The 12014-nt window shown below is 32.0% G+C and carries 11 protein-coding genes; 2 read left to right on the forward strand and 9 right to left on the reverse strand.

The genetic code is table 11. The annotated features are described in order from the left end of the window. Nucleotides 1–116 precede the first annotated feature (116 nt). The 9 genes from LQ693_RS12585 to panD all read right to left on the reverse strand — a co-directional run bounded on the left by LQ693_RS12585 (nucleotide 117) and on the right by panD (nucleotide 9864). Nucleotides 117–1079 carry an LCP family protein gene (locus tag LQ693_RS12585; RefSeq protein ID WP_025905015.1) on the reverse strand — a complete coding sequence of 321 codons (963 nt, stop codon included), beginning with the start codon at nucleotides 1077–1079 and terminating at the stop codon, nucleotides 117–119. A gap of 247 nt (nucleotides 1080–1326) precedes the next feature. Beyond that, nucleotides 1327–1617 carry a hypothetical protein gene (locus LQ693_RS12590; RefSeq protein WP_025905016.1) on the reverse strand — a complete coding sequence of 97 codons (291 nt, stop codon included), beginning with the start codon at nucleotides 1615–1617 and terminating at the stop codon, nucleotides 1327–1329. A gap of 282 nt (nucleotides 1618–1899) precedes the next feature. Continuing rightward, the gene (locus LQ693_RS12595; protein ID WP_025905017.1) at nucleotides 1900–2751 is read right to left on the reverse strand and encodes a MurR/RpiR family transcriptional regulator; all 852 of its coding nucleotides are present in this window, start codon (nucleotides 2749–2751) and stop codon (nucleotides 1900–1902) included. Nucleotides 2752–2756: 5 nt separating this feature from the next. Beyond that, nucleotides 2757–4193 (reverse strand): PTS transporter subunit EIIC, encoded by a 1437-nt coding sequence (locus LQ693_RS12600; RefSeq protein WP_107566028.1) that lies wholly within the window; start codon nucleotides 4191–4193, stop codon nucleotides 2757–2759. Nucleotides 4194–4212: 19 nt separating this feature from the next. Then, on the reverse strand, nucleotides 4213–5097 hold the full coding sequence (gene murQ, locus LQ693_RS12605; protein ID WP_239703237.1) for an N-acetylmuramic acid 6-phosphate etherase: 885 nt from the start codon (nucleotides 5095–5097) through the stop codon (nucleotides 4213–4215). Next, a complete protein-coding gene (locus LQ693_RS12610) occupies nucleotides 5098–6147 on the reverse strand; it encodes a MupG family TIM beta-alpha barrel fold protein (protein WP_107566029.1) in 1050 nt (349 codons plus the stop codon). It abuts the gene before it with no gap. 345 nt (nucleotides 6148–6492) lie between these two features. Beyond that, nucleotides 6493–8922 carry an MMPL family transporter gene (locus tag LQ693_RS12615; RefSeq protein ID WP_107566030.1) on the reverse strand — a complete coding sequence of 810 codons (2430 nt, stop codon included), beginning with the start codon at nucleotides 8920–8922 and terminating at the stop codon, nucleotides 6493–6495. Between the two features lie 186 nt (nucleotides 8923–9108). After that, on the reverse strand, nucleotides 9109–9468 hold the full coding sequence (locus LQ693_RS12620; protein WP_025905022.1) for a DUF1304 domain-containing protein: 360 nt from the start codon (nucleotides 9466–9468) through the stop codon (nucleotides 9109–9111). A gap of 12 nt (nucleotides 9469–9480) precedes the next feature. Then, nucleotides 9481–9864 carry an aspartate 1-decarboxylase gene (panD, locus tag LQ693_RS12625; protein ID WP_025905023.1) on the reverse strand — a complete coding sequence of 128 codons (384 nt, stop codon included), beginning with the start codon at nucleotides 9862–9864 and terminating at the stop codon, nucleotides 9481–9483. Between the two features lie 200 nt (nucleotides 9865–10064). Here panD and LQ693_RS12630 point away from each other — a divergent pair, with 200 nt between their 5' ends. Both LQ693_RS12630 and LQ693_RS12635 read left to right on the forward strand, forming a co-directional pair. Further along, nucleotides 10065–10898 (forward strand): aldo/keto reductase, encoded by an 834-nt coding sequence (locus LQ693_RS12630; protein ID WP_107566031.1) that lies wholly within the window; start codon nucleotides 10065–10067, stop codon nucleotides 10896–10898. A 353-nt stretch (nucleotides 10899–11251) separates the two neighbouring features. Continuing rightward, entirely contained in the window at nucleotides 11252–11608 is a 357-nt protein-coding gene (locus LQ693_RS12635) for a transcriptional regulator, SarA/Rot family (protein ID WP_107566032.1), read from the forward strand. Nucleotides 11609–12014 lie beyond the last annotated feature (406 nt).

Raw genomic sequence — 12014 nt, forward strand, 5'->3', positions numbered from 1 at the left:
AACTAGGCTACTTATCCCCTATAGAATATAGGAAATTAGCAGCCTAGAAAATAGTGTTTTTATTGAGCTCCCTTAGTAAGGGTGCAGTGCCGTTTGATGTCCAAGATTTTTTATATTTAATCTAATTCTAAGTTAGTACGATAGTTATCTACGACTTCTTTCTTACTTGAATCGCTAGGTACAAAATAATACAATCCATCATCTAGAATCGTATCTTGACCTTCTAATTGATTTCTATCAACATTATCTAATGCGTCACTATATTTAGATCTTAAACTATTGATTTGTGAAATTTTTAAATCTGTTTGAACATTATCGCCTAATGTATCAAAGATTTGGTTGATTTTCGGTAATGAACCGATACTTACTAATTCTTTTGCTAATGCTTGGATAACAAGTTGTTGTCTTTCTTGTCTACCAAAGTCTCCACCAGCGCCATCTTCTTTTCTACTTCTAATAAATGCTAAAGCTTCGTCTCCCTCAAGCTTATATTTTTGACCTTTAACATATGAATTACCTTTAACTGTGAATGTTGCATTACTTGTAACAGTTACGCCACCTGCTTGGTCTACTAATTCTTTAACACCATCCATATTAATCGTCGCATAATGGTCAATTGGTACATTCATTAATTTCTCTAAAGAATTAATGGCCATCTTTGGTCCACCGTATGCATATGCATGGTTAATTTTCTCGACAGAATCTCTACCTACGATTTGAGCTCTAGTATCTCTAGGTACACTTACCATTACAGTCTTTTTCTTATCAGGATTGATAGATAATAATAAGATTGAGTCTGATCGTTCTCCGCCGCCTTCAGCTGCTCTTGTTGAATCTGAGTCTATTCCGAATAATGCAATAGATATCGGATCGCCGTTTGTATCTACTGCTTTCTTTCTTAATTCTGATTTATCTCTGTCTAATGGATTATGTATTGAATTACCTAATGCGAAGAATTTATAGACAAAAAATGCGATCACTAATAAAAATACGAGTAATAAAATAATGACGATTGTCGTTACTATTTTGAATGCTGTTGATTTCTTTTTCTTTGCAGAACGCTCATATTGGTTTGCCACGTGTTCTCAGTCCATTCTATTTTTTTCTTTATTATACATTTATTTATCTCATATTTCCATATCGAACATAATTACGTGCACAATTTAAATTTTAAATTAATAATTTTAAATTTTATACAAAGATTCCATACTTATTTCTGGAAAATCTATACATTATATGATAAAGTATTCTTGTAAATCTACAACGTTACTTGTTTTTTAATTTATATGACATATTAAACGGGAAAGAGGATGAGATTCGGCGATCTCATCCTCTCTTTTTTCGTCTATTTGTTTTAGATTTAATAACTTTTGTTTCTATATTAAACTCATCTGGATACCTAATTCTTACAACATCCCCATAAAATAACCTTTGTTCCCCATATCTTGTACATAAAGATAACTCAGGATAAACTTCTTCTACTTTTGCAATATAATTATATGACTTATCCCTTTTCAATACATCAATATAATAACCAGGTTTAATACCTTTATTTGTTCCTGCATTAATAATAAATGACGTATCATCTAATATTCTTATAATTTCCACTTGTTTCATGATTTCACGCTAACTTTCTTTAATTCTTATTATATGAAATGTGATGATAAGCGCTTAGATGACTGTTATGTTCGTTTCATAGAGTTGAAGAATATTTATATAATTTGTCTTATGCCATTTCTTTTTCTTTAGGATATTTAAACTTTTTTGAAATTATTAATATCATTACATTACATATTTTGGCAATAGGTTTATTAGTTAAATTGTACTATTTTTTTATTATTTTTTCAATATAATACTTAATAGAAAGAGCATGGACAAATGTCCATGCTCTTAATCATACTATTCTATATACAATTCCACTGCATCTCTTGTTTTGCTCATCGTTACAACGTGTTCATCATAATTTCTTGATAAATAACTATAGAAAAGAATATCTATTGTCATAAGTTGAGAAATAAGAGAACTTGTCGCTGCTAATCTTAAACTTTTTTCTGAACTTGCATCATGAATTAAATATATATCAGATTTTTTTGCTAATGTAGACTGCTCTGACTGTGTTAAACCAACTATTTTTACACCATATTTTCGAGCTACTTTGGCTAATGATACCGTCTCATGATTCTCTCCTGAATTAGATATACCGATGAGCACACAACTATCACTATGTGAAGCAATGGCTGTAGCTAAAAAGTGTGTATCTAAAGAATGAATCACTTGCTTACCTATTCTAGTGAACTTCTGATACAAATCTTGAGCAACCAAACTTGAAGCACCGACACCAAATACGATAATCGTATCTGTATCGTATAATTGATCAACGACCTGCTCAATATGTTTACTCGAAATATTCTTTTCTGTCATTTCAAGTGTATGAGAAGCTCTTGTGATGAGCTTCTTACTAATTGAGTCGACTGTTTCATCTTGCTTAATTTCTTGATAAATACTTTGTTCATGTTGCGGTAAATATCTAGAAATTGCTAATTTCAAGTCTGTGAATCCTTTAAATTCAAGTTTGTGTGTACATCTAATAACAGAAGCTGCACTTGTATTTGTTAATTTGCCTAGTTCTTTAGCGCTCAAGTTAATTGTTTTTTCTGGATGTTCAATAAAATATTCTGCAATACGTTTTTCATGTTTTGTTAAACGTGGCATTTGTTCTTTTATAAATATGAGTAAATGTTGATGTTCCATATGCTTTAATCCTCTTCTAATTCTTGTGGTGCCGTCATTTCTTTATTTGTTCCAAATAAATATGTGGCAATGAATCCGCCAAGATATGCTGCTAGCAATCCTGCGATATATCCTAAATACATATTATCAGAAATAAGTGGAATAAGTGAAACGCCACTTGGTCCAATTGCTGATGCACCGATATGACCGATGCCACCGATAACTGCACCACCAACACCGCCACCTATACATGCTGTGATAAATGGTCTACCTAAAGGAAGTGTTACACCGTAAATCAATGGTTCTCCAATGCCTAAAATACCAACTGGTAATGCCCCTTTAAGTAAGTTGATAATCTTTTTATTTTTTCTACATTTAAACCATAATGCAAATGCTGCACCTACTTGACCTGCACCAGCCATAGCTAGAATCGGTAAGAGATAAGTCGCACCAGATTGATTAATCATTTCAATATGAATCGGTGTTAATACTTGGTGTAAGCCAAACATTACAAGTGGTAAGAACGTTGCACCAAGTACAAATCCACTAAATGCACCACCGATATTTAGAACCCAATCTATTACGCCTAATAAGCCATTTGAAATAAAGCCGGCAATCGGCATGATTAAGAAAATTGTTGCTAGTCCCATAATAAATAGTGTAATCGTAGGTGTGACAATGATATCTACCGCACTCGGAACGATTTTGTGTAATCTTTTTTCTATTAAAGATAAAATCCAAACTGCAATGATAACACCAATGACACCACCTTGACCGGCAGCTAATGGTTCTCCATTAAAAATATTTTTAAGTGGGCTTTCTGGATCCATACCCGTCAGCATGGTTGTACCACCAATAACACCACCTAAACCTGGTGTCGCACCAAATTCTTTTGCCGCATTAATACCCACATAAATCACGAGGTATGCGAAAATACCATTTTTAATGATATCGAATATTAATACAAACTGTTCCCATGTCGCACCATCTAATGTACCTGCAGTTAACATATTAGATAGTACTGCAGAAATACCACCTATTAAACCTGCACCAACAAAAGCTGGAATTAATGGTACAAATATATTAGCAATAGATCTTAATACTTTTTTAAATGCTGTTTGATTCTTCTTATTAATACTTTGCTTAAATAAATCCGCTTCTTTTTCAACTTGTTCTTTATTAGATGCTTTATGCTTTATATCTTCACCTAAAGGAACCCCTATAATTGAACTCATTTCATTAGCTACTTTATTAACAGTGCCTGGTCCAATCACAACTTGAAGCATGTCATCTTCTACTACACCCATTACACCCTTTATATTCTTTAAACCTTCGACATCGACTTTACTGTAATCGACGATATTCATTCTGACACGTGTCATACAATGTATCACTTTGTCTAAATTATCTCTTCCCCCAACTTCTTTGAGAATATTTTGTGCAATCTCTCTTTCTTTTGTCATAGCCTACACACCCCTTAATTTACGTATTTCTCACAAACCCCTTAGCTTGTTTAAGTCTTTCTAATGCTTCCTCTTTAGAAATCCCATGCATCCCCATTACTATTGCGACTTTCACTTGCTCATCACTCTGTTTGAATAATTTCTCACTATCTTCATCCGTTGTTTGTAGTACTTCTTGAATCATGTTTACGGCTCTTTGTTTTAATTTTTTATTAGTTGGTTTAACATCAATCATTAAATTCTCGTATACTTTTCCTATACCAACCATTGCCCCTGTTGATATCATATTAAGAATTAATTTTTGAGCAGTACCTGCCTTCAATCTCGTTGAACCCGTCAATACTTCAGGACCGACATCTACTTGGACTGGATAATCTGCATGTTTACCAACTTCAGATGCTTTATTGCATGTGACACAGCCAGTAGGTACATTTATACTTTGTGCGTATCTTAAACCACCGATTACATATGGTGTTCTACCACTGGCAGCTATCCCGATAACCGTATCATGTTCATTAATATTTAAATCTCTTAAATCTTGTTCTCCTAGACTTTCATCATCTTCTGCACCCTCAACAGCTACAGTCATCGCACTTGGACCACCTGCAATAAGTCCAACGACAACATCAGGTGTTACACCAAATGTTGGTACACATTCAGCTGCGTCTAATACACCTAATCGACCACTTGTACCTGCGCCCATATAAATTAATCTTCCACCATTGTTTAATCCTTTAATAACTTGTGTAATTAATTGAGCAATAGCATGATTTTCTACTTTAATAAACTGAGCCACTTTTTGATCTTCGTTATTCATAACATCAACAAATTGCTCAGGTGTTAATGTGTCTAACTTAGACGAGTGCTCGTTTCTTGATTCTGTCGTTAAACGACTGATATCCATTTATTCTTCCCCCTTAACAAATTGAAAAGCTGTACCCGCATCAATTAAATCTATACACGGTATATCTTGTTGGCATATATGTCCAATAACATTAACAGCTTCATGACGTTTTAAATCTTTATTGACGATTTGTAATTCATTCATATAGCGACCATACTTGTTATTATCTAAAGTGATCGCACCCCTTGTTCTTGCAACCGTGTTTTCAGGCAATATTTCAGATTGAAATATTTGTCGTCCTTCTTCCGCTCTAATCACATCTCTAGCTTTGTCTTTTCTATTATGAAAAATTCTCCCAATATAACTTTCTAAATGCTTTGTTTCAGATTGCACTTGAAGTGACACGATTCCTTTATGAAAGAAGTTGTTGAATTGATCAATCGTTGTTGTATCGATACCTGTATCCCCTATACAAATATCATCTACTTCTAAAGCTGCTAATTCATGAGCAGCAACTAATGGGTGGCAATATCTATGATCTTCTAATGTAGGTAAGCCTTCATATACCGGACCTCTATATACCGTACCTGGTACAAAAGCCATAATTGATATATCCGGGAATAATGTCTTTAATTTTGTATTTTGCTTTATAAAGTAAGCTTTATCCAGTCCAGTTTCAGGACGAGGATAATAATTATGCGCAACCATAATACGAGACATATCAATATCTTGTTCTTTAAGTTCATCCAATAAACTTATCGCATCCGTACTCGCATTACAGACAATTTTAACTTCACTTAATAAAGAAATAATATCCGGAATCGCTAGAGAAATATCTAACCTTATATAATCAATACCTAAACCTTTTAATATTTCCGGTTGCTTATAAGAAAGTCCAAGATTTTGAAAAGCATGCGGACTCGCATCAGCTATAATTTCAGCTTTATCACCAATAAGTAGCTTCAATTCCTTCAACCTATCAAAATACAATTCCGAATCCTCTTCAGGAATTTGAAGAGAAGTAAACACATACTTGAAACCATGATTGAGCATCGTCTCAATATATACTTCATCAAACGCTTCACCTAAATATACCGAAAACCCTAACATATCAACACACCCCTATTGGAATCGTTTACATTATCTCATTTTTGAAACAATATTTCAATGATAAAAAATTTTGTGGAATTTTGTGAAATGGCGTTACAGAATGTGGGGGGTGGTGGGTAAATAATGTGTTTATATAGAATAAACTCACATCTTTCGCAATCTCGTGTGTTTATTCCACCTTTAACTCACATCTTTTATACTCTCATGTGTTTATTCCGCCTTTAACCCACATGTTTCTCAATCTTGTGAGTTTATTACCTCTTTAACTCACATCTTTTATAAATTTTCCTCTCCACCCAAAAAAACGCCGGAACTTCTGCTGTTCCGGCGTTTTTCCTAATTCTATTATTTCTTATTTATCAAACGTTCTACTAATTGGTTTACTTGTTCGATATTTTTAGTTTGTTGATTCAATATTTCTATGATTTCTTGATTGTCTGTGCTCGTTTTAATATCTTCTTGAGTATTGTGTTCTTGCTTACGACTATGTTGACGCAATGCTTCATATAATACTTCATCTTTATTTGCATCATCTATCTTATCGTACAATGCTTTTGTTTTTGAACTTACTTCTATTGTTGTTGCATTTGTATTGTTTGTATCTGCTTCTTCTGTAACGTGATTATTCTCACTTAATGCATGACCTTCAATATCGATTTTAGGTAAAATTGCATTTAACCAATTTGGAATATACCATGATGCTCTACCAAATAGTTTCGTCAATGCTGGAATAATTGTCATTCTTACGATAAATGCATCGAATAATACACCGAATGCCAATGCTATACCCATTGATTTAATCATCACATCATCTTGGAATACGAAGCTGATGAATACACTAAACATAATGAGTGCTGCTGCGACAATGACTGGTCCACTTTCTTTAAGACCGACTTTAATGGACTTCGTATTATTCATTGTACGTACATACTCTTCATGTACACGCGACATAAGGAATACTTCGTAATCCATAGCTAAACCAAATAACAGCCCTATTGTGATAACAGGTAAGAATGCTAATAATGGACCTGTTGTATCTACGCCAAATAGGCTACTCATAAAGCCATCTTGCATAATAAGTGTTGTAAATCCTAAAGTCGCTGCTAATGATAATACAAATCCTAGCACTGCTTTTAAAGGAATAATAATTGATCTAAATACAACCATTAATAATATGAAGGCTAATAATATAATAACGCCTGCAAATAATGGTATTGCTTCGTTAAGTTTTTCAGACATATCTATATTAATAACACTTTGACCTGATATTTCTGTATCTAAATCATATTTGTCTTTGGCATCTTTATTATAATCTCTTAAATCATGAACTAAATCATATGTTGATTCTGCATTTGGTCCTTTTTCAGGAAGAACTGTCACAAGTGCATAGTCTTGATCTTTGTTCAATTGCGGCGGTGTGACGGTTTCAACATTTTTAATATCGTCTACATCTTTCATCAAATCTTGTAAATCTTTTTGTAATGATTTTGGATTATCTTTTTTGTCAGAAGTATCTACAAGCATGACGATTGGGCCATTAAATCCTTCTCCAAAATCGTCAGAAATAATATCATATGCTTTCTTCTCTGTAGAATCATTTGGTTTCATACCATTATCAGGTATACCTAAACGCATATGTGTAACAGGTAGTGCTGCTGCGATTAAAATAACAAATCCGATGATTAATGCAATCCATGGTTTCCCTACTACAAATTTTGACCATGGTGTATCCAAACTTTCATTTGAATGTATTTTACGTTTTTTCGGATGAATTTGTTTATGGAATATACTAATCAATGCTGGTAGTAAAGTAATGGCACTGAGTACAGCAAAGATAACACTTAGCGCTGATGCAAATCCCATTGTAGCTAAGAAATCAATACCTACTAGTGCTAAACCACAGACAGCTATAACAACTGTAACCCCTGCAAAGATAACGGCACTTCCGGCTGTACCTAATGCTAATCCAATTGCTTTAATATGATTTTTCTCAGTCTTAATAATTTGTCTATATCTAAATAAAATGAATAAAGCATAATCAATACCTAACGCTAATCCAATCATAACTGCTAACGATAACGTAACGTTTGGAATATCAAATGAATACGTAAGTAAAGCGATTGTACCAATACTAGAACCAAGTCCGATAACCGCACTTAATATTGGCATGCCTGCTGCAATAAATGATCCGAAAGTCACAAGTAACACAACGAAAGCAATTACGATACCAATAGCTTCAGAAGCACCACCGATTTCAGTATTTGCAGTTAAAGCATTACCTGTTAATTCAGTTTGAATATCGTCATCATCTTCTAAAGATTTAACAGCATCTTTAACTTTATCAACGGAATCCGATTTAATAGAAGTTTGAGATACTTTATAATTGATATCTGCAAAAGCAGTTGTTTGATCTTTATTAATTTGTTTATTTTTATAAGGATCTGTCACTTCTTTAATATCATCATCTTTATCTTTTACATCTTTTAAAGCTTTTTGAATATCTTGCATAACTTTTTGATCCGTTATGCCTTTTTTATCTTCACTTTTAAAGACAACTCTTATATTTGCCTTTTCACTATCTTGATTAAATTCTTTCTCGATCTTTTCATTCGTGTCGATTGATTTAATACCACTCATTGTAATATCGTTGTCAAATGTAGGTTTATTAATCGTTAATGGCGTCACGATTCCAGCTAATAAGATGACCCATATAAATATTGTTAACCACTTATGTTTAGCTATAGAAGAACCCAATTTGTATAAAAAGTTCGCCAAAAATATTTCCTCCCTTAAATCTACTATATAGTTTATGCATACAGTGTATACAGCATAACGTTTATACTAACACCTGTAATATCCCCTAAAAAGAGATAAAATCCCAAATGTGTATACTTTGTCTACACTTTTCAAAAATTGTAGAAAAGCTGTTAACAAAAAGTTCACATTTGGGATTTCTGAGTTCTATATTAATAGTAGAATTAATGCAATAATTGCTGGTCCACCTTGTTTTAAAATAATAGACTTTGAACTTGTAAGGCTACCGTATATAGCCGCTAATATAATGAATATTAACAGAACCGCTACAAACTCTTTAGGACTACTAGATAAAAAGGCACCATAAAATAATGATAATGCCAGTAAACCATTATAAATACCTTGGTTTTTAAGAAGTGTTTGAATATTTTTATCCTTTAACTCTTGTTGCTTTAAATTAAATGTTTCTGCCGTTTTTTTAGAAGTCGTAGCGATTGTTTCTAAATACATAATGTACAAATGTTCAACTGCTACAATCACGACAAAAATCGTTGCTAGAATACTCATATTAAGTCACCTCTATAGAATTATTTGACTTTCCTTTTCATGAATCATTTCAATAATTTCATTCTTCTCATTCATAACTGCTACTTTCGGCGCATGTGATCTCGCTTCTTCATCTGTTACTTGAACATAGTTCATGATAATAATCACATCATCTACTTGTACAAGACGTGCTGCAGCACCATTAAGACAAATTTTACCGCTTCCTCTTTCACCTTCAATAACATATGTTTCAAGTCTTGCCCCATTGTTATTATTAACAATCGCAACTTTCTCATTTGGTAAGATATCTACTGCATCTAATATGTCTGCATCTATTGTTATACTACCTACGTAATTTAAATTAGCTTCTGTAACTCTAGCACGATGAATCTTCCCGTTCATCATTGTTCTTATCATGAAATTCATCTCCATATATATTTTTATTTTTAATTTATAAATTTTAATACTCGTTATTATCATACAATGATATTTTAATCCGTCAACTATTAAGTTTGAATATTACTTTTTTGTACCTATGGAACTAAATAGTGCGTACTTACATTCTATTTTAATTGCAATTATACTATTCCATACAATATTATAAAGGAGTTTTGAACATGAATTACACAACATTTCATAATGGTAATACTATGCCTAATGTTGGATTAGGTGTTTTTAGAGTGGAAAATGATGACACAGCAAAAGATGCAGTTAAACACGCTATTATTTCCGGTTATAGAAGTATTGATGCAGCATTTATATATGGAAATGAAAGTAAAGTTGGAGAAGGTATTTCAGAGGGAATTAAAGCAGCAAATATCTCAAGAGAAGATTTATTTATAACTTCTAAATTATGGCTAGAAGATTACGGTAAGGAAAATGTTAAACGAGCATATGAAAAGTCATTAAAGTTATTAGGTCTAGATTATTTAGATTTATATTTAATGCACTGGCCAGGTACTGATGAAAATCTTATGTTAGACACATGGATAGGACTAGAAGAATTATACCAACAAAAATTAGTTAATAATATCGGTGTAAGTAATTTTAATATAGATCATTTAGAAATATTATCAAATAAAGCAACATATAAACCTGTATTAAACCAAGTAGAATTTCACCCCTATTTAACTCAATTAGAACTTAGAAATTATTTAGATAGAAATAGCATACAAATGGAATCTTGGTCTCCTCTAATGAACTCAGAAATATTAAAAGATAACGTCGTAAATCAAATTGCCAGAGAAATAAATAAAACACCGGCACAAGTTATCATACGTTGGAATATCGAACACGGCGTTATCACAATTCCTAAGTCTATTACACCATCACGTATAGAAGAAAATTTTGATGTATTTAACTTCAAATTAAATGATACTCATATACGAAAATTGGACGAACTTAATAAAGGAAAGCGTATTGGACCAAATCCAAATAAATTTAATGGTTAATTTAAAAATCGATAATCTTTAATATATAAACTTTATTAATCAATTTTTTAAATCTCGGACAATTGTTCGAGATTTTTTTCTTTTTAAAATCCAACTTTTCAATTTCACACAATATAATTATTAATTCATTTGTATTATACAATTATTTTTACAACTTTTTATTTTAATAAATTACATATGATTTTTTACTTATTATATTGCGTAAGTAGTTAATTTTTTGGTATTATTTAGGAGTAAACTATTTACTCTTTGAAAAAATCAACAAGTTTTAGACATTTCAATTTTACTTTTTTAAAGATACGAAAGACTTAAAAAATCAATTAAATTTAAAAATCAAATAATAGGAGGATAACATGGAAAACATTATTCATTATGAACTACTTAAAAAAGACATCTTTAATAGAATTTTTGATGAAACGCACTTAAAACGCATGGATTTAATCACACTATTCTATCTTAACGAAATCAATGAAGAGGAAGTCTACGTCCGTAAATTACGCAGACTCATGTTTGAACCTTCTTCTTCAGAATTAACAGGTGCATTGAAATCACTAGAGGAACTGAAATACTTCAATAAAGTGAGAGATCCTTTAGATGAACGTTCTATCATTTTAAAAAACATCAATTATGATGCGATTAAAGAAACATTAAATACTTGCAAAAATATCACTTACGAAAATTTAAATAAAATCAACCAAACTTCTAACTAAAGTATTACATATATCATTATTGCGCATAACAAACTGAAACGCCTGGGACATTTATATATCCCAGACGCGTTTTAATGTTTAAATTGGTTGTTTATCCATAATAAAATTTCATTTAAATTAACATCTTCAAAGTGCGTAACATTTATTCGCTTATAGTTACCGATATGGAAATGGTCATATTGTCTATCATCACACCTAGATTTAAATTGTTCGAAGTCGTCTAAATCATCTGGTATATTTGGAAAACCCCCATCTTTATAGCGTGTAACAATATGTCCTATATGTCTAGAGTCCTCAAGATCTCTTTCTTTCTGTCTGGACCGTCTACACTTAATTGGACAACTTCTTTAAAGAGAAGTATTGTTAAAATTAAGAAAGTAGGTGGTCTTTTTATGAGAAGAGAGCG

This window comes from Mammaliicoccus sp. B-M6 (assembly GCF_022386965.1).
GTDB classification, from domain to species: domain Bacteria; phylum Bacillota; class Bacilli; order Staphylococcales; family Staphylococcaceae; genus Mammaliicoccus; species Mammaliicoccus sciuri_A.

Excerpts from the sequence above, each read along its gene's own strand:
- LQ693_RS12590 (WP_025905016.1), bottom strand. The coding sequence starts at position 1,617 with ATGAAACAAGTGGAAATTATAAGAATATTAGATGATACGTCATTTATT.
- LQ693_RS12595 (WP_025905017.1), bottom strand. The coding sequence starts at position 2,751 with ATGGAACATCAACATTTACTCATATTTATAAAAGAACAAATGCCACGT.
- LQ693_RS12600 (WP_107566028.1), bottom strand. The coding sequence starts at position 4,193 with ATGACAAAAGAAAGAGAGATTGCACAAAATATTCTCAAAGAAGTTGGG.
- murQ (WP_239703237.1), bottom strand. The coding sequence starts at position 5,097 with ATGGATATCAGTCGTTTAACGACAGAATCAAGAAACGAGCACTCGTCT.
- LQ693_RS12610 (WP_107566029.1), bottom strand. The coding sequence starts at position 6,147 with ATGTTAGGGTTTTCGGTATATTTAGGTGAAGCGTTTGATGAAGTATAT.
- LQ693_RS12620 (WP_025905022.1), bottom strand. The coding sequence starts at position 9,468 with ATGAGTATTCTAGCAACGATTTTTGTCGTGATTGTAGCAGTTGAACAT.
- panD (WP_025905023.1), bottom strand. The coding sequence starts at position 9,864 with ATGATAAGAACAATGATGAACGGGAAGATTCATCGTGCTAGAGTTACA.
- LQ693_RS12630 (WP_107566031.1), top strand. The coding sequence starts at position 10,065 with ATGAATTACACAACATTTCATAATGGTAATACTATGCCTAATGTTGGA.
- LQ693_RS12635 (WP_107566032.1), top strand. The coding sequence starts at position 11,252 with ATGGAAAACATTATTCATTATGAACTACTTAAAAAAGACATCTTTAAT.